Source organism: Mitsuaria sp. PDC51 (genome assembly GCF_900113225.1).
Taxonomy (GTDB): Bacteria; Pseudomonadota; Gammaproteobacteria; order Burkholderiales; family Burkholderiaceae_C; genus Roseateles.
This window is the reverse complement of record NZ_FOZE01000002.1, coordinates 32,864-55,395: the sequence shown is the minus strand read 5'-3', so window position 1 is coordinate 55,395 and position 22,532 is coordinate 32,864. Positions and strand designations below refer to the sequence as shown.

The following is a 22,532-nucleotide window of genomic DNA, read 5'->3' as shown; positions in this document are numbered from 1 at the left end:
GCGCGCTCAAGGCGCCAGCAGCTCGAAGGTGCCCTCGGCCAGTCGCTGGCCGTTGACCAGAATCTCGACGCGATGCGTGCCCGGGTAATGCGTGCGGGTCGTGAAGTCGCGCAGCGCGCGCTGGATGCGGATCGGCGTCGAGGCGCCGGCCGCCAGCTCCACCGTCTTGAGCTTGAAGACCTTCGGCGAGGCGCGCCCGTTCTTTTTGACGTAGTGGATCGCGTAGTCCACGACCAGCCGCTGGGTGACGTCGGCGCTGGAGCGCAGCTCGAAGGCGATCTCGATCGCGCCGCCGATCGCCAGGCGCGCCGGTGCGATCGCCAGTTGCTCGACGGCCGCCCGCGCGCCGTCGCTGGCGCCGATCAGCTTCAGCGCCCGCGCGTCGCCTTGCTTGATGCGTGAGCGCAGTGCGTGCTTGACGATCCAGGCGCTGCGCGCGTCGTCCAGGTCCCAGTCGGCGACATGGGCGAAGACCCAGTCCGCATGGTCCTTCGTGATGTCGTTGAGGTGGTTGGCGACGGAGCGCCGCACGTAGAGTGCGTCGTCGGCGCGCAGTGCCCGCAGGATCTCCGCCGCGGGCGTGGGATCGGCCACCAGCGCGTCCAGGCGGAAGGACCACGGCAGCCGCGGCCGGCAGCCCTCGCTGGCCAGCCGGCGCACATGCTCGTCGCCATCGGCAGTCCAGCGCGCCATCGTCCGTAGCGTGCCGGCGAGGTCCTGGCGCAGGAAGGGGCGGATCGCGAATTCGGCGGTGCCGTGCGGCGTCAGGCGCTGGAGCGCCGCGAGCGATGCGGCCGGATCGTGCAGGCCGAAGCTCGCGACGAAATCGCACAGGCCCATGTTCATGAAGGAGCCGCCGGCGCGCGGCGCGGCGGCCACGACCGCGTCGAGCTTGGCGCCGAAGCTGCCGGGCAGCGCGGCGTCCAGCGCCTGGGCCACGCGGTGCACGCGCTGCATGATGGACAGCGCGTCCAGGCCGTCCGTGGCCACCGCCAGGAAGCGCTTGTGCTGGAAGCCGGGCGCGGTGTCGGTGAAGACCTCGGCCAGCGCGTGCAACGTCGCCGGGGAGATCAGGTCCTTGAGGTTGTAGCTCGCGGTGGCATCCGTGGAAGCGGTCATGGCGGTCCGGATCGTGGCAGTCGGTGATGCCCGCGCGGCAGCGGGCGCTGTTCATTGCGGGCGCACGTTACGCGCGCGCATTGCCACGCGCTGTCAGCAGCAAAGCATCGGGGGGAAGGCGACGCCGACGCCGATGCCGATGCCGGCGCAGCAAGCTCGTACAAGCGGGCCTTCGCCGCCAGCCCCGACAATCCGCGCCCATGAGCAAGAAATCCGTCCACGTCAGCGAGACGCTCGCGACACAGATGCTGCGGCAGCACGGGGTCGCGTTTGGCGAGCATGTCTACGACTACGTCGATCACGGCGGCACCGGCGAGTCCTCCAAGCAGCTCGGCGTGCCTGAGCACGAGGTGGTCAAGACGCTGGTGATGCAGGACGAGAAGGCGCAGCCGCTGATCGTGCTGATGCATGGCGACTGCACCGTCAGCCTCAAGGAACTCGCGCGGCAGATCCCCTGCAAGAAGGTCGAGCCCTGCAAGCCGGACGTCGCCCAGCGCCACAGCGGTTACCTGGTCGGCGGCACCTCGCCGTTCGGCACCCGCAAGGCGATGCCGGTGTTCGTCGAGGCCAGCGTGCTCGCGTTGCCGCGCATCCTGATCAACGGCGGGCGGCGCGGTTATCTGGTCAGCATCGAACCCCGGGTTTTGACGGAGCTGCTGGCGGCCCGCCCGGTCGAGTGCGCGCTGAAGTCCGGGGCAGAATAGCGCCCCATGCAAAGTGTCCTGTTCCCCTTGTTGGCCGTCGTGGCTGGGTACCTGATCGGTTCGCTGTCCTTCGCGGTGATCGTCAGCCGGCTGATGGGCCTGTCCGATCCGCGCAGCTACGGCAGCGGCAATCCGGGCGCGACCAACGTGCTGCGCTCGGGCAACAAGGCCGCGGCCATCCTCACGCTGGTCTTCGACGCGCTCAAGGGCTACGTGCCGGTGCTGCTGGTGCTGAAGTTCGGCGCGCCGTACGGGCTGGAGGAGGGCACCGCCGCGCTGGTCGGCCTGGCGGCCTTCATCGGCCACCTGTGGCCGGTCTTCTTCAAGTTCGTGGGCGGCAAGGGCGTCGCCACCGCGGCCGGCGTGCTGCTCGCGATCAACCCCTGGCTGGGCCTGGCGGTGCTGGGCGTGTGGATCGCGATGGCGGTGGTGTTCCGCTATTCGTCGCTGGCATCGCTGAGCGCCGCCGTGGCAGCGCCGCTGCTGCAGATGCTGGTCTGGGACGTCGGTCCCGAGCTGCCGGCCATCGCGCTGATGAGCCTGCTGCTGGTCTGGCGCCATGCGGCCAACATCAAGAAGCTGATGGCGGGCACCGAAAGCAAGCTCGGCCAGAAGGCCGCGCCCGCGGCCGCCGCGCCGGCCGTGAAGTCCCATCGCCACGAGCAGTCGCGCGAGAAGCGCGATCACAAGTCTTCCCACAAACCCAAGCAGCACAGCAAATGAGCAGCATCGAACGCTTCGACGTCGGCCCGCGTCTCTCCGAGATGGCCATCCACAACGGCGTGGTCTATCTGGCCGGCCAGGTGCCGTCGGACGCCAGCGCCGACATCCAGGGCCAGACCGAGCAGGTCCTGGCGATGATCGACCAGCTGCTGGCCCGTGCCGGCAGCGACAAGACCAAGATCCTGCGCGCGCAGCTGTACATCGCCGACGTCAAGGACCTGGCCGGCATGAACGCCGCCTGGGACGCCTGGGTGCCGGCCGGCCACACGCCGCCGCGCGCCACGGTCGAGGCCAAGCTGGCCAAGCCCGAGTGGAAGATCGAAATCGTGATCACCGCCGCGGTCTGACCCTCGACGGTGCGAGACGCACCGCCCCATGAAAAACGCCGGCTTCGCGCCGGCGTTTTGCTTGGCGCGTTTGAAGCGCCGTCAGTCCTCGGCCTCCGCCTCCTCGAGTTCCAGGCCCAGGCATGCCGGATCGCCGCAGCCGCGGCGCACCAGCACCGGCGGTTCCGCGGTGAGGTCGACGACGGTGGTCGGCTTCATCGGGCAGGCGCCCGCGTCGATGATCAGCTGGATCTGCTTGTCGTAGCGCGCGGTGATCTGCTCCGGATCGTTGAGCGGCTCGTGCTCCCCAGGCGGGATCAGCGTGGTCGCCAGCAGCGGCCCGCCCACCAGCGCGAGCAGCTCCTGCGTGACGCGGTGGTCCGGGACGCGCAGGCCGATGGTGCGGCGCGAGGGATGCGACAGCCGCCGCGGCACTTCCTTCGTCGCCTCCAGGATGAAGGTGAAGGGGCCCGGCGTGGCCGTCTTGATCATCCGGTACTGCTTGTTGTCGACGCGCGCGTAGCTGCCCAGCTCGCTGAGGTCGCGGCACAGCAGCGTCATGTGGTGCTTGTCGTCGACGCCGCGGATGCGGCGCAGTGCCTCGGCGGCGGCCTTGTCGTCGAGCTGGCACACCAGGGCGTAGCTCGAGTCCGTCGGGATCGCGCCGATGCCGCCCTGGCTCAGGATCTGCGCCGCCTGGCGCAGGAAGCGGGCCTGCGGGTTGTCGGGATGGACTTCAAAGATCTGGGCCATGGTCCTCGCCTGGGGCAATCGGTGTGCGGGCCGGGCCGGTATCAGGCCGGCCAGTGGATGCGGTACTCGAGCGCATTCCACACCGGCTTGAGTTTGCCCGAGAGGTGCTGCTCGAGCCGGCCCAGGTCGACGCGGCTTTCCTCCGGACTGTGGAAGTCGGAGCCGCGCGAAGCGAGCAGGTCGAATTCGAGCGCGGTGTCGGCGTACTGGACCATCTCCGCCGCCGTGTGGCTGCCGGTGACGACCTCGATGCCGCGGCCGCCATGGGCCATGAACTCGGTGATCAGCGCATATTCCTCGGTCGGCGTGAAGCCGTAGCGCCCCGGATGCGCGATGACCGCGATGCCGCCGGCGTCGACGATCCAGCCCACCGCGTCGCGCAGCGCCGCCCAGCGGTGCGGCACGTAGCCGGGCTTGCCCTCGGTCAGGAAGCGGCGGAAGACCTCCGGCACGTCGCCGCACTGGCCGGTCTCGACCAGGAAGCGCGCGAAGTGCGTGCGCGAGATCAGCTCCGGATTGCCGGCGTGCCTGAGCGCGCCCTCGTAGGCGCCATGGATGCCGACCTTCGCCAGCCCCTCCGACATCTCCCGCGCCCGCGCGCCGCGACCGCCGCGCGTGGCGCGCAGGCCCTCGACGATGCGGGGATCGTGGTGGTCGAAGCCCAGGCCGACGATGTGCACCACCTTGCCGGCGAAGGTCACCGAGATCTCCACGCCGGTCAGGTAGGCCAGCCCCAGCGCGCGCGCGGCCTCCAGCGCCTGCTGCTGGCCGCCGACCTCGTCATGGTCGGTCAGCGCCCAGAGCTCGACCCCGTTGGCCTTGGCGCGCGCGGCCAGCGCCTGCGGCGACAGGGTGCCGTCGGAGACGGTCGAGTGGCAGTGCAGGTCCGCGTTGGTCTGCGGGTGCAGCGCGATCCGGGCCGGCACGTGCGCGGGCGCGAAACCTGGCGCGGGCGTCGGATCGGCGGGAAGGGCGGTGGTCGCGAGGGGCGGGGTGTTCACCCGGTCGATTCTAGGAGCGGCGCCATGTCCGGGATGGCAGCACTGGAACGGCGGCGGTCGACGAAGTAGCGGCTCGGGCCGGTGCCGCACTTGGCGACGTGCTTGGGTTCGGTCAGCGCGGCGGACAGCGCGCGGACGCTGTCGAAGGCGCCGGGCTGCACCTGGATCACGCCGGCGCTGAGCGTGGGCAGCGGGTTGAAGGACTCCTGGTTCTGCCGGTTCAGCGTGACGTAGCCGCCCAGCGCCTGGTGCTCGGCGGAGAAGAAGGGACGGATCTGGCGGTCGAACTCGCGGCAGACGCGGGTGATGCGCGCGGTCCAGTCGGGCGAGCCCAGCACCATCACGAAGTCGTCCCCGCCGATGTGGCCGACGAAGTCCAGCACCGGATCGGCGGCGGTCTGCAGGATCTGGGCGCAGAGCTTGATGATGTCGTCGCCGGCCGCGTAGCCGTAGACGTCGTTGAAGGGCTTGAAGTGGTCGATGTCCCAGGCGACGACGACGAACTCCCGGCCCTCGTGCAGCAGCGCGTCCAGGTGCTGGTCGGTGGGCACGTTGCCGGGCAGCAGCGTCAGCGGGTTGGCGTAGCGGGCGCTGTGGACCTGCAGGTCGGAGACGGCCTTGAGCAGGTCGGTGCTGCGGCCGGTGCCGAAATACTCGCCGCCGCGGGTGACGATGAAGCCGTCCACCATCAGGCGGTCGTCCAGGCTGGAGATCGCGTCGCTCATCTCGCGCAGCGAGGTGCCGGCGTCGAAGATCAGCGGCTGCGCATCCATCAGCGCGGTGCAGGAGCGCTTCTCGTGGATGTCCATGAAGTAGCGCTCGGCGCTGCGCTTGAGCACCTGCAGCGAGCGCAGGATGCCGATGGGCCGGTTGGCCTCGTCCAGCACCGGCATCGAGAACAGCTGCTCGTCGCGCTGGAACATGTCGGCGACGGCCTGGCAGTTGAGCTTGGGCGTGACGGTGTGGCTGCGCCGGGCCAGTTGCGCGGCGGTGGTGATGGCGTCGGGCGGCAGCCGCATCCAGTCGGCGTTGCGGCGCCGGTGCTCGGGGGCCAACAGCGCGTCGACCTCGGCGCGCAGCGCGGCCCGCGGTGCGGCGCTCGGGCGTGCGAGCAGGTAGCCCTGGCAGACCGGCACGCCCAGGCGACGCAGCACGGTCAGGTCGCTGAGCTGCTCCAGGCCTTCGGCCACGACGGTGCAGCCGGAGCTGGCCGCCATCTCCAGGATCGAGCGCACGAACTGCTGCTTGAGCGGCTCCTGCGCGATGCCATCGATGAAGTGGCGGTCGATCTTGACGAAGTCGGGACGGATGTCCATCCAGCGCTTCAGGCTGGCGAAGCCCTCGCCCAGGTCGTCCAGCGCGACGACGAATCCCAGCTCGCGCAGGCTGCGCATGCTGTCCTGCAGCCGTTCGGGCTCGAGGATGGGGCGGGTCTCGGTCAGCTCGATGACCACGCGCGACGCCGGCAGGTCGAGCTGCGCGAACTCGCGGGCGATCAGCGCGCCGCGGTCGCTGGTGGCCAGCAGCGTGTCGGCGGTCAGGTTGAGGAAGAGCTGGCCGGGCAGCTTGAGTTCCTTGAAGCGGCGCAGCGCGCGGCGCACCACCAGCCGTTCCAGCTCCACCAGCCGGCCGAGCCGGGCCGCGGCCTCGAACAGCACCAGCGGCGAATGCAGCGGCGTGTCCGCCGGCCCGCGCGTCAGGGCCTCGTAGCCGAGGATCTGGGCCCGCTCCACTTCGACGAGCGGCTGGAAATGGATGTCCAGCGCGCCGTCGCGGATCAAGGCGGACAGGGCGATGCTCAACGGGTCGGGCGGCTGCAGGTGGGTGGTGGGCATGGGGAGGACCGCGGCGAGCGGGGCGTCGCGCGGTGTCCCCATTCTGGGCGGCCTCTATGTCATCGCTTTGACAAACAGTTACAGCATGACCTGCGCGTGAAATCCGCCGCGATTGCGGCCTGTCCGGCGCCCGATTCCTGATCGCTCAAGGCCGTTGCTTGCTGAAGTCGCGCTCGGGGAAGAGCCGGGTGGTCAGCTCGCCCAGGCTCTCGTGGACGACGTCGACGTTGGTCTCGTCGATCACCAGCTTGGCGACCTGCGGGCTGAGCGCCTTGCGCAGCAACCCGAGGAAGCGCGGCGCGGCGACGATGCGCAGCTGCGTCACCTCGCCGTTGTTGAAGCCGTCGTCCAGCGTCCGCGCCACGCGGGTGGCGAAGCCGATGGCCTCCTGGTGCAGCTCGTCCACGCCGGCCGAGGAGGTCACGTTGTTGCCGCGCCGGCCTTCGGCGTCGCGGCGCAGGTCGGCCTTGTCCGCGTGCGCCGCGGCATCGGTGAGCGTGGTGACGTCTTCCAGGTCGCCGCCTTCCTCCGGCAGCTTGAGCAGGCGGGCCACGCCCTCGTCCGCCACCAGCACCCACAGCTTGCCGTCGTCCTTGTATGCAGCCATCTCGATTCCTTCAACAGAGTTCCCGTTGAGCGAGTGGCGGCAAATGCCGTACCTTGGACCGCCCCGTCCGGCGGAGGCGCGCCCGCGCGCGAGGGCACATGATTTGCCCCCTGGAAGAGGCGCTGGGGCCTCTTCACCGCCTTACCGCGCCCCGCCGGCGCTTCACCCGAGACCGCCATGGACACCGACACGCCTGCCGCCGCGACCCACCTGCACATCGTCTGCCCGTCGTGCGCGGCGAAGAATCGCGTGCCGCGCGAGCGGCTGGCCGAGTCGCCCGACTGCGGCCGCTGCGGCACGCCGCTGATGCTGCCCAGGCCGGCGGACCTCAAGCCGGAGGTCTTCGACCGGTTCATCGCGGGCACCGAGTTGCCGGTCGTCGTGGACTGCTGGGCCGACTGGTGCGGGCCCTGCAAGATGATGGCGCCGCAGTTCGAGCAGGCCGCGGCGATGCTGCCGGAACTGCGCTTCGTCAAGCTCGACACCGAGGCCGCGCCGCAGCAGAGCGCGCGCTACGGCATCCGCAGCATTCCGACGCTGCTGCTGTTCCTCGATGGACAGGAGATCGCGCGGCAGGCCGGCGCCATGCCGGCCGCGGCGATCGTCGACTGGGTGCGGCGGGAGCTCGGGGCCTAGCCCTTCTTTCTCGGTCGCCCTTCTCCGCTCAGTCCGCCATCGCCTCCACCACCATCTGCACGCGCTGCTGCCCCTGGTACTCGTCGAGGCTGAGCCGGTAGGCGAGGGTGACCTGCTCCGGTAGCTGCTCGGTCCGGCCGAACCAGATCGCGTCGCGCAGCATCGCGCCCTGGCGCAGCCGCAGCTTCAAGTGGCGCTCGCCGACCAGGCGTTGGTGCACCACTTGCACGCGGTCGCAGAACAGCGGTGCCTCGAAGGCCTGGCCCCAGACCTGCGCCTCGAGTTCCTGCACCGTCTCGGCGCAGAACGCCTCCGGCGGCAAGGGGCCGTCGGTGCGCAGCGTGCGGGTCAACGCGGACTCGTCCAGCCACTCGCGCGCGACCGCCTCGAAGGCGGCGGCGAAAGCCTCGACACCGCCCGGCGCGAGCGTGCAGCCGGCCGCCATCGCGTGGCCGCCGAACTTGCGCAGCAGCTCCGGATGGCGCTTGGACACCAGGTCCAGCGCGTCGCGCAGGTGGAAGCCGGGGATCGATCGTCCCGAGCCCTTGAGCTGTCCGTCGGCGCCCTCGGCGAAGACGAACACCGGCCGGTGCAGCCGGTCCTTGATCCGCGAGGCGACGATGCCGACGACGCCTTCATGGAAGTCCGCGTCGAAGAGCGCGAGCGCCGGCGGCGGCGCGCCGTTCAGGCGCGGGTCGGTCATCAACCGTTCCAGCAGCGCGAGCGCCTGCTCCTGCATGCCGGCCTCGATCTCGCGGCGCTCGCGGTTGATGCGGTCCAGCTCGCGGCCGAGCTCCAGCGCCTGGCCAGTGTCGTCGGTCGTCAGGCAGGTGATGCCCAGCGTCATGTCCTCGAGCCGGCCCGCCGCATTGATGCGGGGCCCGAGCGCGAAACCCAGGTCGAAGCTGTTGGCGCGCGTGGCGTCGCGTCCGGCCGCGGTGAACAGCGCCTGCACGCCGGGTTGCATGCGGCCCGCGCGCATGCGGCGCAGACCCTGCGCGACCAGCCGCCGGTTGTTGGCGTCGAGCCGCACCACGTCGGCCACGGTCCCGAGCGCGACGAGGTCCAGCAGGCCGTCCAGCCGCGGCGGCGGGCCGTCGCCGAAGGCGCCGCGCCGGCGCAATTCGCCGCGCAGCACGGTCAGCACGTAGAACGCGACGCCCACGCCCGCGAGGCTCTTGCTCGGGAAGGGGCAGCCCGGCTGGTTGGGGTTCACGAGCGCGTCGGCGTCGGGGATGGTGGGCGCGCCGTCGGGGCCGACCGCGGGCAGGTGATGGTCGGTGACCAGCACCTTCAGGCCGAGCGCGCGCGCGAAGGCGACGCCGGCGTGGCTCGCGATGCCGTTGTCGACGGTCACCAGCAGCTGGGGTTCCTGCTTGAGCGCGAGCTCCACGATGGTCGGCGTCAGGCCGTAGCCGTGCACCGCGCGATCGGGCACCACGTAGCCGAGGGTGCCCGGCCGCGCGCCCAGCAGCGCCAACCCGCGCAGCATCACCGCGCAGGCCGTGGCGCCGTCGCAGTCGTAATCGGCCACGATGCACACGCGCTCGCCCGCCGTGATCGCGTCGGCCAGCAGCGTGGCGGCCTTGTCGATGCCCAGCAGGCCTTGAGGGCCTTCGGGCGGCAGCAGGTGTTTCAGGTCCGGGTCGAGCTCGTCGTGCGACAACACGCCGCGCGCGGCGAAGAGTCGCGACAGCAGCGGCGAGAAGCCGGCCTGCTGCAGCGCATGGGCGGAGTCCGGCGGGACGTCGCGGATCAGGAGGCGGGGGCTGCTCACAGGTTCTCCAGCGCGGTGGCGACGCTGAGCCGGGGCGGGGCGAAGCGCTCCTTGAGCCGCTGCCAGCTGCCCGCGTCCTTGCGCGTCCAGGTGCGGGCCAGGCGCTCGCCGCCCAGTGTCAGCGAGACGCGGCGGCCATCGCGCACGGCGGCCAGCGCCTGCGCGATGGGGCCGGCGTCGAGGGCCTTCCAGGCCTCGCTCCAGGCGTAGAGGTCGCCGCTGGTCATCGGGCCGCGCAGGCGGTCGTCGACCACCAGGTCCGCCGGCGGCGCGGTGCCGCGATCGCGGCCGCAGCCGCTGATCCACACCGCGTTCAGCGGGCGTTGCCGGCGCTCCTCGCGGGCCTGGTTGAGCGGGTGCTCATGCAGCAGCATCTGGACCTCGTTGAGCAGCGTGCGCAGGCGGCGCGCCCGCGGGTACCAGGTCTCGACGCCGCGATTCAGGACGCGGTCGACGCTGGCGGCCTCGAGACCGTCCAGGTCGTCATGCGCGACCGCCCATTCGCCCGGCGACAACCAGGCGCTGCGCCAGCCCTGGTCGGCGGGGAACAGCGCGGTGGCGAGCGCCTCGAGGAAGGCGCGGGATTCGTCCTCGGACAGGTCCAGCGTGGCGGGGCCCAGCGCGGTCACCCCTTCGGTGCCGACGGCGAAGTGGGCGGGCGTCAGCAGCGCCCAGGCGGCGTCGCCGGGCTCGTGGCCGGCCGCGCGCAGGCGCCAGGCGGCCAGCGGCGGGTGGTCGTCGGTGATGCCGCGGGCTTGCGCCAGGAAACGTTCGTGGGGAGGGATCGGGGTGGTCTCGTCGGCGTCGCCGACCTCGCCGGCCGGCGCCAGCAGCCCGAGCAGGTGGCTCAGGTTCGGCAGCTCCAGCTCGCGCAGGGCACCCTCGAAATGAGGATCCAGCGCACTGGCGAAGGGGATCATCAGGTGCATGGCGGCGGATTATCGGCGTTCCCCCGGAAGGCCCCCCGTCGGGCGGTCATCAAGCTTTCATCCGGCCCCGGCAACCTGTGGGGCCATGCTGACCGACACGCTCATGGCCGCCGCTGTCTCGCAAGAACCGCCTGGGGCCGAGGCGGAAGAGGGCGGCTCGATCCGGGTGCGCACGGTGTGGATCTCCGACCTGCACCTGGGCACGCCCGGCTGCCAGGCGCGGGCCCTGCTGGACTTCCTGCGCGAGGTCGAGTGCGAGCAGCTCTTCCTGGTTGGCGACATCGTCGATGGCTGGCAGCTGCGCCGCAGCTGGTACTGGCCGCAGGCCCACAACGACGTGGTGCAGAAGCTGCTGCGCAAGGCCCGCAAGGGCACTCGGGTGATCTACGTGCCGGGCAACCATGACGAATTCGCGCGCAAGTACCTGCAGCACAGCTTCGGCGGCATCGAGGTGGCGCACGAGTGGATCCACGAGACCGCCGACGGTCGCAAGTTCTGGATCACCCACGGCGATCTCTTCGACGGCGTCATCCAGCACGCCAAGTGGCTGGCCTACGTCGGCGACAGCCTCTATGAATTCACGCTCAAGCTGAACCGCCACCTCAACTCGATGCGCGCGCGCCTGGGGCTGCCGTACTGGAGCCTGAGCAAGTACCTGAAGCTCAAGGTCAAGCGCGCCGTCTCCTTCATCAGCGAGTTCGAGGAAGCGCTGGCGCGCGAAGCCCGCAAGCGCGGCGTCAACGGCGTGATCTGCGGCCATATCCACCACGCCGAGTTGCGCGACATCGACGGCATCACCTACGCCAACGACGGCGACTGGGTCGAGAGCCTCACGGCGCTGGTCGAGCATGCGGACGGGCACCTGGAAATCCTGGACTGGGCGGAGCGGCAGCGCTCCGGCGCCGAGCAGGACGCGGCGCAGGCGCTCGCCGCCGCCATGCGCCAACCCGCCTGAGGGGTCCCCTCTTCGGGCGACCCGCCCCCCCGCATCGCCAACTCCGGGCGGCGCCAGACGACTCGCGGCGTCGGTCATCGGGGCCGCGCATCGCCTGCGGACTGGCTCCAAAGAGGGTCACTGGCTTGTCATACCAGCTTCATAGAATGAGTTCATGACTTTGCCCGATGTCCCGCTGCTCAACCGCGAAAACGCGATCCTCGAGTTCAACCGGCGTGTCCTGGCGCAGGCCCAGCGCGTCGACGTGCCGCTGCTGGAGCGGCTGCGCTACATCTGCATCGTGTCCAGCAACCTCGACGAGTTCTTCGAGGTGCGCTTCGCCGACATGCTCGATGCGCAGCGGGACGGCAGCGGTCTGGTGACGCCGCGCGACGTGGAGCGCGTCGGGCGCGCGGCCCATGACCTGATCGACCAGCAGTACGCGATCTTCAACGACCAGGTCATGCCCGCCCTGCGCGAGCACAACATCCAGATCCTCAACCACGCCGACCGCACCGACGAGATCCGCGCGTGGGTCAGCAGGTTCTTCGAGCGGGAAGTGCGGCCGCTGCTGGTGCCGGTGGGCCTGGACCCGGCGCATCCGTTCCCGCAGGTGGCCAACAAGTCGCTGCACTTCATCGCGCGGCTGTCGGGCAAGGACGCGCTCGGACGCGACAACCGCATTGCCATCGTCAAGGTCCCGCGCGTGCTGCCGCGCGTGATCAAGGTGCCGGCGGCGATCAGCGGCGGCAAGCAGAGCTTCGTCCTGCTCACCAGCGTCATCCGCGCCCACCTCGAGGAGCTGTTCCCCGGCCGGCATGTCGAGGCGTTCTCGCAGTTCCGCGTCACGCGGGATTCGGACCTGGAGGTCGACGAGGAAGAGATCGCCAACCTGCGGCATGCGCTGCGCTCGGGCCTCACGACGCGTCACTTCGGGCGCGCGGTGCGGCTCGAGGTGGTCAACACCTGCCCCGAGGAACTCTCGCGCTTCCTGCTGGAGCAATTCGACCTGCCGGAGGCGGCGCTGTACCGGGTCAACGGGCCGGTCAACCTGGTGCGCCTGAACGAGCTGATCGACCAGACTGATGCCGAGGACCTGCGTTTCCGGCCCTATGAACCGAGTTGGCCGACCGGGCGGCTGCCACGGGGCAAGTCGATCCTGGACAAGCTGCGGACCAAGGGCGACGTGATGCTGCATCACCCGTTCGAGAGCTTCGAGCCGGTGGTGCAGCTGCTGCGCGAGGCGGTCGAGGATCCGGACGTCCTGGCCATCAAGCAGACGATCTACCGCACCGGCAGCCAGTCGGTGCTGGCGGACCTGCTGATCGAGGCGGCGCGCCGCGGCAAGGAGGTCCTCGCGGTCGTCGAGCTGAAAGCGCGCTTCGACGAGGAGGCCAACATCAACTGGGCGGAGCGGCTGGAGGCGGTCGGTGCACAGGTGGTGTACGGCATCGTCGGCCTGAAGACGCATGCCAAGCTGATGCTGATCACCCGCCGGGAGGGCGGCAAGCTGCGGCGTTACGGCCACCTGTCGACCGGCAACTACAACCCGAAGACGGCGCGTTTCTACACGGACCTCGGCTACCTGACGGCCGATGCCGAGATGACGGCGGACATGGATCTGGTGTTCCGCCAGTTGGCGTCCCTGTCGAAGTTCAAGGCGCCGAAGAAGCTGCTGCTCGCGCCGTTCAACCTGCACCGGACGATGGTCGAGCTGCTGTCGCAGGTGGAGGAGGCCGCGCGGCGTGGCGAGCCGGCGCGGGTGGTGCTGAAGATCAATGCGCTGACTGATGCGGAGCTCATCAACGGGATCGTGCGGGCGGGCCGCGCGGGCGCGAAGGTGGACCTGATCGTGCGCGGCGCGTGCATGTTGCCGCCGGGCCTGCCGGGCGAGACGGACAACATCCTGGTGCGCTCGGTGGTGGGCCGCTTCCTCGAGCACTCGCGGATCTTTTATTTCCGCTGGGGCAAGGAGGAGCAGGAGGCCTTGTACCTGTCGAGCGCGGACTGGATGGCGCGCAACATGTTGCGTCGCATCGAGGTGGCCTGGCCGATCACTGATCCGAAGCTGCGCCAGCGCGTCATCGACGAGGGCCTGACCCCCTACCTGCACGACAGTCTGGACGCGTGGCAACTGGGCCCGGACGGCACCTCGCAGCGCATTGGCACCGAGGATTCCCCGCTGCACGTCAGCGCGCAACAAGCCCTGATGCGCCTGTACCACGAGGACCCCTGACCAAGTCCCCGCGAGGTTCACGCCACCCCCACGCCGTCCACCTCTGTTCCTGGACGGGCATGGCCTGGGCCGGCGACTCGTGTCGGGCTGGATGACTGACTTGGACGCCGTCTGTCTGAGCGTCGCGAACCGCAGGTGAGCAGAGCGAGTTGGCGTCCGCCCGACGCGAGTCGCCGGCCCAGGCCATGCCTGTCGCGCTCACCCGCCTGCAGTCAGCGCATTGCCTTCAAGCCTCCAACGCCAACTGCACACGCCCGACCTTGCCCCACGCGTCCAATTCTTCGCGCAGCAGGTAATGCGCCCGCGGATGTGCTTCGGCCCAGCCCTTGCGCATTTCGATGATGACGTTCATCCCTTCGCGCCGCAGCTTGATGGCTGTCGCGTCGACCTCGCTGCGCGCGTGGCATTTGATGGCGGCGAGTCGCAACGCCAGCAGCTGCCAGATCATGGGTTCTTCCTGGAGCTGTTCTTCGAGCTTGCGGAGTCCTCCCCGCTGACCGAGCGCGAGGTCTCCGAGGCGCCGGAGCTGATTTTGGGAGAAGCCTGGCGCGTCGACGTGGGAGAGCAGGTAGGCGCTGTGGCGATGGTGGTCATGGTGGGAGACCATCATGCCGATCTCATGCAGCGCGGCGGCCCAGCCGAGTTCGCGGCGATGTTCTTCCTCGGCTTTCGGCGCGAGCTGCGCATGAAGCCGCTGGGCGATCTGCTGGACGCGGCCGGCCTGATCGCGGTCGACGGCGAAGCGGCGCTGGAGTTCGGCGACGGACTGTTCGCGCATGTCGCGCCCGGCGGCGAGCAGGCGGGGGTCGAGGCGCTCGGCGAGGTCGAAGATGACGCCTTGGCGCAGCGCGCCCTTGGCGGGGTGGAGGCGCTCGATGTCGAAGTGGGTGAGCAGCGTGTAGAGGATGCAGAGTCCGCCGCCGACGACGGCGCGCCGGTCGTCCTTGAGGCCGGGCAGCTTGAGCGCGTCGATGCGCCCGGCGAGCAGGCACTGCTCGATGCACCAGCGCAGGCCGTCGAGGGTGATGGAGCCGTCGGGGCTGACGTTGTTCGCCGCGAGGATCTGGGCCACCGCGCCGACGGTGCCCGACGAGCCCAGGGCCTGCTTCCAGCGCGGCTGCGCGGCTTGGCGGGAGAACTGGGTGATGGCTTCCTCGAGCTCGGCGCCTGCGGCGACCTGCGCGGCGCGGAAGGCCTCGGCGGTGAAGCGGCCGTCGGGGAAGAAGCGCATCGAGAGGCTGACGCTGCCGATCTGGAAGGACTCGGCGGCCAGCGGCTGCGGCCCGCGGCCCAGGATCATCTCGGTGGATCGGCCGCCGATGTCGATGACCAGGCGGGGGTCTTCCGCGGTCTGCAGCCGCGCCACGCCCGCGTAGATCAGGCGCGCTTCCTCTCGGCCCGAGATGACTTCGATCGGATGGCCCAGCACCTCCTGCGCCCGCGCCAGGAAGGCGTTGCGGTTGCGCGCCTCACGCAGCGTCTGCGTCGCCACCGCGCGCACCTGGCGGCCGGGCAGGTCGGCGAGCCGCTCGGCGAAGCGCCGCAGGCAGTCCAGGCCGCGCTGGGCTGCCTCTTCGGTCAGCATGCTCATCGCATCCAGGCCCGCGCCCAGCCGCACCGTTTCCTTCAGGTAGTCCAGCCGGCGGTAGTGCCCGTGCTGCAGCTGGGCCAGCTCGAGCCGGAAGCTGTTGGAGCCCATGTCGATGGCGGCCAGGATCGGAGGAACTTGCGCTTGCGTCATGGGGCGCGATTGTCGCGGTCTTTGGCCCGCCCGCCGGGAACCAAGTGCTTTCATCGTGCTGTCGCGACGCCGTGGTCCGGTGCCCGGCGGCCGACCGGGATAGCATCCGGCGTTCCGTCCGGAACCTTCGGATCCATTCCACCCCGCATTCCCCACGAGGAGCTGCAGATGACGAATTCCGATTCCCGCGCCGATGCCGCCGGCCTGTCCCCTGAACTGGCCGACGCGATCCGCGACGACATCGACACGCTGGCGCCGGGCCGGGGCTTCAGTCGCCGCGCCTTCGTCGGTACCGCGGTGGGCAGCGGCTTCGCCGCGGCGGTGCTGCCGGTGACGGCGCAGACGGTCACCACCGACGCGCAGGGCCTGGATGCCGGTCCGGTCAGCATCCCGGTCGGCGACTTCAAGATGCCGGCCTATGTCGCGCAGCCGGCGGGCAAGAAGCAGGCGCCGGTGGTGCTGGTGGTCAGCGAGATCTTCGGCGTGCACGAGCACATCGCCGATGTCGCGCGCCGCTTCGCCAAGCTGGGCTACCTGGCAGTCGCGCCCGACCTGTTCGCGCGTCAAGGCGATGCGAAGGTCTATTCGGACATCGCCAAGCTGCAGACCGAGATCATCCAACGCACACCTGACGCGCAGGTCCTGAACGACCTGGACGCGGCGGTGGCCTGGGCGAAGGGAATGGGCGGCAACACCTCCAAGCTGGGGATCACCGGCTTTTGCTGGGGCGGCCGGATCGTCTGGCTGTACGCCGCCCACAGCCGCGAGCTGAAGGTCGGCGTGGCGTGGTACGGCCGCCTGCAGGGCCAGACCAATGCGATGACGCCGAAGCACCCGATCGACGTCGCGGCCCAGCTGAACGCCCCGGTGCTGGGCTTGTACGGTGCGCAGGACAACGGCATCCCGGTCTCGACCGTCGCCGCGATGCAGGAGGCGCTCAAACAAGGCAGCGCGGCGGCCAAGGCCAGCGAGTTTGTCGTCTACCCTGACGCCGGCCACGCCTTCCATGCCGATTACCGCCCCAGCTACCGGCCCGATCCCGCCAAGGACGGATGGGCGCGCTGCCAGGCCTGGTTCAAGCAGCACGGGATGTGAACGTCCCCGGCGCAAGGGGGGCTTGACGACTCTGAGACAATTTTCGGAACCCCATCCGGCGCACCCCACGTGGTGCGCCTTTTTTATCCATGACCCTGACCTACATCCTGCTGGTGACCTTCGCTGGCGGTCTGGCCTCCGTGACGATCGCGGCGATGCTGACGGTCGGCCTGCTGAGCCGCATCGTGAAGCACCTGGTGAGCCTGTCCACCGGCGTGCTCCTGTCGACCGCGCTGCTGCATGTGCTGCCGGAGGCCTTCGAGAGCGGCGCCGATCCGCACAACCTCTTCCTGGCGTTGCTGGGCGGGCTGATGTTCTTCTTCCTGCTGGAGAAGGCCGAGCTCTACCGCCACACCCACCACCACGAGGGGGACGGGCACCACCACCATCACCATTTCGACCGGGAACAGGCCGGGCGGGGTGGGTTGTCGGTGCTGGTGGGGGATTCGATCCACAACTTCTGCGACGGGATCATCATCGCGGCCGCGTTCCTCGCGGATCATCATCTGGGCTGGGTCACCGCGATGGCGATCGTGGCGCATGAGATCCCGCAGGAGGTCGGCGACTACATCGTGCTGCTGAACGCGGGGTTCTCGCGCAAGAAGGCGCTGTTCTTCAATGCGGTGTCCGGCATGGCGGCGGTGGTCGGCGGGCTGGTCGGCTACTACATCGTGGGGCCGTGGCAGCAGCTGTTCCCCTACCTGCTGGTGGCGGCGTCCAGCAGCTTCGTTTATGTCTCGGTCGCCGATCTGATCCCGCAGCTTCAGCGCCGGCTGCCCTGGAAGGACACCGCGCTGCAGCTGCTGTGGCTGGGCGTGGGCATCGTCTTCGTGCTGATCGTCGTGGGCGGGAAGCACTCCCACTGAAGCCGGCCGGCAGCGCCCGGGAGGGCGCTGCGGTCATGTGGCGTGCCGGGGAGTGCCTTATTGGGACGGCGACGCTCCCTCGCCGTGCACCACCAGTACCGGGAAGGCGCAGTGGGTCAGCACCTTCTGCGTTTCGCTGCCGAGCAGCAGCGCCTGCAGCCCGCGCCGCCCGTGCGTGGCCATCACCAGCAGGTCGGCATCGACGCGCTTGGCGTGCTCGATGATGGCTTCCCAGGGATGCAGCGCCTCCACGCTGTGGGCTTCGATCTCCAGGCCCTGGCCGCGCGCCAGCGCCAGCACCTGTCCGAGGCGTTCCTGCGCGATGCGCTCCTGGGCGTCGAAGAACTCCTGGGGCGGCGTCGGCTGCATCTCCGACACGGCGCTGTAGGGGAAGGGTTCCTTGACGCTGATGGCGAACAGCTTGGCGCCGTGGAACTTCGCGAGCTTGACGGCGGTATCGATCGCCTTGGCGGTGATGTCGGAGCCGTCGGTGGGGATCAGGATGCGCTGGAACATGGCGAGCCTCCTTCAAACGAGCGGGTGGGCTGGGTGGGCCGGCCCCCACCGAGGTGGGGTCAGGGCTTGCCGTCGCAGTCTGAGCTTCCCATGGTGCTCGCACCATGCGCGTTGTCAATAAGGGCCGTCCGTCAGCCTTTCGCCAGCGGGAAACGCGGGTTGGCGCTCCATTCGCTCCAGGAGCCGGGATAGAGCCGGCTGCCGGACAGTCCGGCATGGTGCATCGCCAGCAGGTTGTGGCAGGCCGTCACGCCCGACCCGCACTGGTGCACGGTCGCGTCCGCCCCTTGGGGGCCGAGCAGCGCCGCGAACTCCTCGCGCAGCAGCGCCGGCGCCTTGAACCGGCCGTCGGCGCTCAGGTTGGACTTGAAGAAGCGGTTCGTCGCGCCCGGGATGTGGCCGGCCTGGGCATCGAGCGGCTCGACTTCGCCGCGAAAGCGCTCACCGGCACGGGCATCGATCAGCCGGACCTTGCCGAGCTGGCCGAGCAGCTCCTGCGCGCTGAGCGGTTCCTCGAGCGGAGCGCCCGGCGTGAAGGCGCCGGCCGTGGCGGTGGGCAGGTCGGTGCTCACCGCGCCCCCCGCCTGTTGCCAGGCCGCGAAGCCCCCGTCCAGCACCGCGACGTCCGCATGGCCCAGCCAGCGCAGCATCCACCAGACCCGCGCGCCGTACATGCCGTCGGCCGCGTCGTAGGCCACCAGGGTTCGGCCCGAACGCAGGCCCAGTTCCCCCAGCAGGGCGGCGAAGGCGGCCCGGTCCGGCAGCGGATGGCGGCCGCGGAAAACGCCGAAGGCGTCCTGCTTCGCGCCGCTGAGGTCGCGGTCCAGGTGGAGGTAGAAGGCGCCAGGAATGTGGCCGGCGGCGTAGGCGCGCTCGCCGGCCGAGGTGTCGGTCAGGTCGAAGCGGACATCGACGACCAGCGGCGGTGCGTCGGACGCCAGCAGCGCCTGCAACTGCCCGACGGAGATCAGGCCATCAAGGCGGGGGGGAGTGGGGGCGGAGACTGTGGAGCTGGTCGGGGTCGTCGCGGAGGTCGTCATGGCGCTTCAGGATTCCTGGACCGAGTGCTGGGCGTCCTTGGGGGTGTTCCGGGCGCGCAACAGCGTCGCCCCCAGGCCCGCGCCCACGATCAGCAGGATGCCGATCCAGGAGGCCAGGCCCAGCCGGTCGCCGAAAAGGAGCACACCATACAACGCCGAGAACACGATGCCCAGGTATTGGAGCGACGCGTTCACCAGCGGCTTGCCGGTGCCGTAGGCGCGCGTCATCAGCAGTTGGGCCGCCGTGGCCAGCACGCCGACGGCCAGCAGCAGTGCCGCGCCGGTCCAGGTGTGGCCATGCCAGCCGCCGTGCGAGGCGATGGTCGTCAGCGCGCCGGCGACCACGCCGCCCATCGAGAAGTAGAAGACGATGCGGTACTCGGGCTCGCCGGCGCGGCCCAGCGACGTCACCTGCAGGTAGGCCATCGCCGACAGCATGCCGGACGCCAGGCCCGCCAGGCCGTGCCAGACCTGCTGGTCTTCCATCGCCGGCTGCAGCACCAGGCCGACGCCGAGGAAGCCCAGCAGCACCGTGATGATCAGCCGGGGATCGACCTTGGCCGCGCCCATCAGCACCGCCCCGCCGATCAGGAACAGCGCCATCCACACCGACGACATGTAGTTGAGCGTCATCGCGGTGGCCAGCGGCAGCTTGCTGATTGCGAAGAACCACAGCGACAGCGCGATCACCCCCGACAGGCTGCGCCAGAAGTGCATCGCCGGCACGGTGGTCTTCAGCGACAGCCCCTTCACCCGCGTCATCGCGAACAGGAACAGCGTGCCGACCAGGCCGCGGTACATGACGATCTCGCCGGCGCCGTAGTAGGCCGAGGCCAGCTTGACGCAGACGCCCATGGTGGCGAACAGCAAGGTCGCCAACACCATCAGAAGGGGTGCAGACATGCGGGGGATTCTCGCGCCGAAGGCCGGCCCGCCCTGTTGTGGGGACCCGCAAAAGCGAACGCCCCGCAAGAGCGGGGCGTTGTGCGCACCGGAGGGCGATGCGGGTGGGGACGGGGCGGGGACCGGATCAGCGCTTCATCAGCGCCCGGTACCACTCGTGGAAGTGCTTCATGCCGTCCTCCATCGGCGTCTGGTACGGGCCGACCTCGTTGTCGCCCCGCTCCATCAGCGCCTTGCGGCCGGCGTCCATGCGCAGCGCGATCTCGTCGTCCTCGACACAGGTTTCCATGTAGGCCGCCTGCTGGGCTTCGACGAAGTCACGCTCGAAGGCGACGATTTCCTCGGGGTAATAGAACTCCACGATGTTGGTGGTCTTCTGCGCGCCCTTGGGGAACAGCGTCGAGACCACCAGCACGTTGGGGTACCACTCCACCATGATGTTGGGGTAGTAGGTCAGCCAGATCGCGCCCTGGTCGGGCGACTGCCCGCCCGAGAAGCCCAGCACCTGCTCATGCCACTTGGCGTAGACCGCGGAGCCCGGCTTTTCCAGCGCCTTGTTGACGCCGACCGTCTGCACCGAATAGTCGCGACCGAACTCCCACGCCAGGTCGTCGCAGGCGACGAACTGGCCCAGCCCCGGGTGGAACGGGCCGACGTGGTAGTCCTCCAGGTAGACCTCGATGAAGGTCTTCCAGTTGTAGTCGCACTCGTGGACATGGACCTTGTCGAGCTGGTAGCCGCTGAAGTCCAGCGCGCCGCGCGGGCCCAGCCGGGCCAGGTCGGCGGCGATGTCGCGGCCGTTGTCCTCGAACAGCAGGCCGTTCCACTCGCGGATCTTGTAGCGGTTCAGGTGCAGGCAGGGGTCCTGCTTGAAGTGGGGCGCGCCGACGAGCTCGCCCTTGAGGTCGTAGGTCCAGCGGTGCAGCGGGCAGACGATGTGGCTGCGCGTGTTGCCGCGGCCCCGCAGCATCACCGCCTGGCGGTGGCGGCAGACGTTGGAGATCAGCTCCAGGCCCTGCGGGCCGCGCACGATCGCCCGACCTTCGCCTTCCTGCGGCAGGGCGTAGTAGTCGCCGACCTCGGGCACGGCCAGCGCATGGCCGAGGTAGCGGGGACCGTGCTGGAAGATCAGTTCCTGTTCGCGGCGGAACAGGTCCTCGTCGAAGTAGGAGGTGACAGGCAGCTGGAGGTGGCTGGGGGCCGTGCTGCGTTCAAGCGGGCTGAGAGGGATGCTCAGGTCGGACATGATCCAAGAGGGTCTCCAAGACACCAATGTCAACCGTGACCGGCCGCCCCCCAGATTGGACGGGCCGGCATGTGGGACTGAGTGAAACAACGCCGGACGCTGCCGGAGCTCGGGGGCGATGGCCGCGCGGCGCCGCGAGCGAACGCGGTTGGGGCCCCGGCCGGGAAGTCGCCCCGATGACTGCCGGGCCCTTTGGGGGACAACGGAGCAGGCAAAGGAACCGGTGATTGTACCCGGACCGCCCCTTCAGGGGGAGGCAGGAGGCCGACGAAGCGGTCCGTCACCCGGAAACACCCGCTGACGCCTGTGGCGCTCGATTCACATCCCCCGACAGTCGGACCCCAGGCGGGGGAGTGCCGGTGCTTACAATCGGCCTTTTCGCGTTTTGAAATGAGCAAGCCTTCCGCCAGCGCCAAGTCGGCGCCGCCCACGTCCCAGGAGCAGGAGCCCGCCAGTTATGAATTGGCGGTCGAGGAGTTGGAACGTCTGGTGCAGGCCATGGAGGCCGGTCAACTGCCGCTGGACCAGTTACTGGCCAGTTACCAGCGGGGGGCCGCATTGCTCAACTACTGCCGCGCGCGGCTCCAGGCCGTCGAACAACAAGTACAGGTCATCGAAGGTGGCGGCGCGCAGGCTTGGGGAGAAGAGTAATTGGATGCCGGTGTCTTCGAACGTTGGGTGAAGCAGTCGCTTGAGGAAGTCGAGCAGGCGCTGGAGGCCTGGGTGCCCGCGGGCGCCCCGGCCGGCCTCGGTGAGGCCATGCGCTACGCGGTGCTGGGCGCCGGCAAGCGCCTGCGTCCGCTGCTGGTGCTGGCCGCGGCGGAAGCCGTCGGCGGGCAGCGCGAGGCGGCGTTGCGCGCGGCCTGCGCGGTGGAACTGATCCATGCCTATTCGCTGGCGCACGACGACATGCCCTGCATGGACAACGACGTGCTGCGCCGCGGCAAGCCGACGCTGCACGTGCAGTACGGCGAGGCGCAGGCCATGCTGGCCGGCGACGCGATGCAGGCGCTGGCCTTCGACGTGCTGACGCCGGACGAGGGCCTCCCGCCCGCGCTGCAGGCCAAGCTCTGCCGCCTGCTGGCGCGCGCCAGCGGCTATGACGGCATGGCCGGCGGCCAGGCGATCGACCTGGCCAGCATCGGCAAGCCGCTGGACGAGGCCGCGCTGCGCGACATGCACCGGCGCAAGACCGGCGTCCTGCTGCAGGCCAGCGTCCTGATGGGCGCGGCGAGCGGCGACCTGCCCCCCGCCGCCTGGGAGGCGCTGAGCCGCTACGGCGCCGCGATCGGCCTGGCCTTCCAGGTGGTCGACGACATCCTGGACGTCACCCAGGACAGCGACGTGCTCGGCAAGACCGCCGGCAAGGATCAGGACAACAACAAGCCGACCTACGTCAGCGTGCTGGGCCTGGAGCCCGCCCGCGCCTACGCGCTGCGCCTGCGCGACGAGGCCCATCAGGCCCTCGCCGCCAGCGGCCTGGCCGACACCGCCTGGCTCAGCCTGCTGGCTGACAAGGTGGTCGAGCGCGACAACTGAACCGGC

Annotated in this window: 22 protein-coding genes; 10 read left to right on the top strand and 12 right to left on the bottom strand. The window is 69.9% G+C overall.

Annotated elements, in window-relative coordinates; all coding sequences use genetic code 11:
* Positions 1-6 precede the first annotated feature (6 nt).
* The gene (locus BM393_RS11650; protein ID WP_091725500.1) at positions 7-1,119 is read right to left on the bottom strand and encodes a hypothetical protein; all 1,113 of its coding nucleotides are present in this window, start codon (positions 1,117-1,119) and stop codon (positions 7-9) included.
* A gap of 200 nt (positions 1,120-1,319) precedes the next feature.
* Between BM393_RS11650 and BM393_RS11645 the strand changes: the two genes are divergently transcribed.
* From BM393_RS11645 to BM393_RS11635, 3 genes are read left to right on the top strand one after another with little or no spacing between them, the layout of a single operon-like run.
* Positions 1,320-1,823 (top strand): aminoacyl-tRNA deacylase, encoded by a 504-nt coding sequence (locus BM393_RS11645; protein WP_091725496.1) that lies wholly within the window; start codon positions 1,320-1,322, stop codon positions 1,821-1,823.
* A 6-nt stretch (positions 1,824-1,829) separates the two neighbouring features.
* Entirely contained in the window at positions 1,830-2,546 is a 717-nt protein-coding gene (plsY, locus tag BM393_RS11640) for a glycerol-3-phosphate 1-O-acyltransferase PlsY (protein WP_091725492.1), read from the top strand.
* Positions 2,543-2,893 (top strand): RidA family protein, encoded by a 351-nt coding sequence (locus BM393_RS11635; protein ID WP_091725488.1) that lies wholly within the window; start codon positions 2,543-2,545, stop codon positions 2,891-2,893. The genes plsY and BM393_RS11635 overlap by 4 nt, the downstream gene beginning before the upstream one ends.
* An 81-nt stretch (positions 2,894-2,974) precedes the next feature.
* Here BM393_RS11635 and BM393_RS11630 read toward each other — a convergent pair whose 3' ends face one another.
* The 4 genes from BM393_RS11630 to BM393_RS11615 form a co-directional block, all read right to left on the bottom strand.
* Positions 2,975-3,625, bottom strand: a complete 651-nt coding sequence (locus tag BM393_RS11630; protein ID WP_091725483.1) for an L-threonylcarbamoyladenylate synthase — start codon at positions 3,623-3,625, stop codon at positions 2,975-2,977.
* A gap of 41 nt (positions 3,626-3,666) precedes the next feature.
* Positions 3,667-4,533, bottom strand: a complete 867-nt coding sequence (locus BM393_RS11625; protein WP_091731333.1) for a 3',5'-nucleoside bisphosphate phosphatase — start codon at positions 4,531-4,533, stop codon at positions 3,667-3,669.
* 89 nt (positions 4,534-4,622) lie between these two features.
* Positions 4,623-6,461 (bottom strand): bifunctional diguanylate cyclase/phosphodiesterase, encoded by a 1,839-nt coding sequence (locus BM393_RS11620; RefSeq protein ID WP_175538312.1) that lies wholly within the window; start codon positions 6,459-6,461, stop codon positions 4,623-4,625.
* Between the two features lie 145 nt (positions 6,462-6,606).
* Positions 6,607-7,068 carry a host attachment protein gene (locus tag BM393_RS11615; RefSeq protein WP_091725475.1) on the bottom strand — a complete coding sequence of 154 codons (462 nt, stop codon included), beginning with the start codon at positions 7,066-7,068 and terminating at the stop codon, positions 6,607-6,609.
* Positions 7,069-7,245: 177 nt separating this feature from the next.
* Between BM393_RS11615 and trxC the strand changes: the two genes are divergently transcribed.
* Positions 7,246-7,704: a thioredoxin TrxC gene (gene trxC / locus BM393_RS11610; RefSeq protein WP_175538311.1), complete on the top strand. Its 459-nt coding sequence runs from the start codon at positions 7,246-7,248 to the stop codon at positions 7,702-7,704.
* A 28-nt stretch (positions 7,705-7,732) separates the two neighbouring features.
* Here the strand turns inward: trxC and recJ are convergent, their stop codons facing one another.
* Together recJ and BM393_RS11600 are read right to left on the bottom strand one after the other, a co-directional pair.
* On the bottom strand, positions 7,733-9,481 hold the full coding sequence (gene recJ, locus BM393_RS11605; RefSeq protein ID WP_091725471.1) for a single-stranded-DNA-specific exonuclease RecJ: 1,749 nt from the start codon (positions 9,479-9,481) through the stop codon (positions 7,733-7,735).
* Positions 9,478-10,410, bottom strand: a complete 933-nt coding sequence (locus BM393_RS11600; RefSeq protein ID WP_091725467.1) for a hypothetical protein — start codon at positions 10,408-10,410, stop codon at positions 9,478-9,480. The genes recJ and BM393_RS11600 overlap by 4 nt, the downstream gene beginning before the upstream one ends.
* On the opposite strand from BM393_RS11600, the gene BM393_RS11595 reads away from it, so the two are divergent.
* Together BM393_RS11595 and ppk1 are read left to right on the top strand one after the other, a co-directional pair.
* Positions 10,409-11,365 (top strand): UDP-2,3-diacylglucosamine diphosphatase, encoded by a 957-nt coding sequence (locus BM393_RS11595; RefSeq protein ID WP_404932608.1) that lies wholly within the window; start codon positions 10,409-10,411, stop codon positions 11,363-11,365. The two genes, BM393_RS11600 and BM393_RS11595, sit on opposite strands and share 2 nt — an antisense overlap.
* A 154-nt stretch (positions 11,366-11,519) precedes the next feature.
* The gene (ppk1, locus tag BM393_RS11590; RefSeq protein WP_091725462.1) at positions 11,520-13,580 is read left to right on the top strand and encodes a polyphosphate kinase 1; all 2,061 of its coding nucleotides are present in this window, start codon (positions 11,520-11,522) and stop codon (positions 13,578-13,580) included.
* A gap of 226 nt (positions 13,581-13,806) precedes the next feature.
* Here the strand turns inward: ppk1 and BM393_RS11585 are convergent, their stop codons facing one another.
* The gene (locus BM393_RS11585) at positions 13,807-15,321 is read right to left on the bottom strand and encodes a Ppx/GppA phosphatase family protein (protein WP_091725460.1); all 1,515 of its coding nucleotides are present in this window, start codon (positions 15,319-15,321) and stop codon (positions 13,807-13,809) included.
* A gap of 168 nt (positions 15,322-15,489) precedes the next feature.
* Here BM393_RS11585 and BM393_RS11580 point away from each other — a divergent pair, with 168 nt between their 5' ends.
* Both BM393_RS11580 and BM393_RS11575 read left to right on the top strand, forming a co-directional pair.
* Positions 15,490-16,416 carry a dienelactone hydrolase family protein gene (locus BM393_RS11580; RefSeq protein WP_091725457.1) on the top strand — a complete coding sequence of 309 codons (927 nt, stop codon included), beginning with the start codon at positions 15,490-15,492 and terminating at the stop codon, positions 16,414-16,416.
* A gap of 89 nt (positions 16,417-16,505) precedes the next feature.
* Entirely contained in the window at positions 16,506-17,282 is a 777-nt protein-coding gene (locus BM393_RS11575) for a ZIP family metal transporter (protein WP_091725455.1), read from the top strand.
* A 57-nt stretch (positions 17,283-17,339) separates the two neighbouring features.
* On the opposite strand, the gene BM393_RS11570 is transcribed toward BM393_RS11575, so the two are convergent.
* The 4 genes from BM393_RS11570 to BM393_RS11555 form a co-directional block, all read right to left on the bottom strand.
* Positions 17,340-17,798, bottom strand: coding sequence for a universal stress protein (locus tag BM393_RS11570; RefSeq protein WP_091725452.1), 459 nt, complete (start codon positions 17,796-17,798; stop codon positions 17,340-17,342).
* A gap of 131 nt (positions 17,799-17,929) precedes the next feature.
* Entirely contained in the window at positions 17,930-18,838 is a 909-nt protein-coding gene (locus BM393_RS11565) for a sulfurtransferase (RefSeq protein WP_091725449.1), read from the bottom strand.
* Positions 18,839-18,844: 6 nt separating this feature from the next.
* Complete coding sequence (locus BM393_RS11560; RefSeq protein ID WP_175538310.1) at positions 18,845-19,741, bottom strand: DMT family transporter; 897 nt, start codon at positions 19,739-19,741, stop codon at positions 18,845-18,847.
* Positions 19,742-19,868: 127 nt separating this feature from the next.
* Positions 19,869-20,987 carry an aromatic ring-hydroxylating dioxygenase subunit alpha gene (locus tag BM393_RS11555; RefSeq protein ID WP_091725445.1) on the bottom strand — a complete coding sequence of 373 codons (1,119 nt, stop codon included), beginning with the start codon at positions 20,985-20,987 and terminating at the stop codon, positions 19,869-19,871.
* A gap of 390 nt (positions 20,988-21,377) precedes the next feature.
* Between BM393_RS11555 and xseB the strand changes: the two genes are divergently transcribed.
* Positions 21,378-21,638: an exodeoxyribonuclease VII small subunit gene (gene xseB, locus BM393_RS11550; RefSeq protein WP_091725443.1), complete on the top strand. Its 261-nt coding sequence runs from the start codon at positions 21,378-21,380 to the stop codon at positions 21,636-21,638.
* Entirely contained in the window at positions 21,639-22,526 is an 888-nt protein-coding gene (locus tag BM393_RS11545; RefSeq protein WP_091725440.1) for a polyprenyl synthetase family protein, read from the top strand.
* The last annotated feature ends 6 nt before the right edge of the window (positions 22,527-22,532 follow it).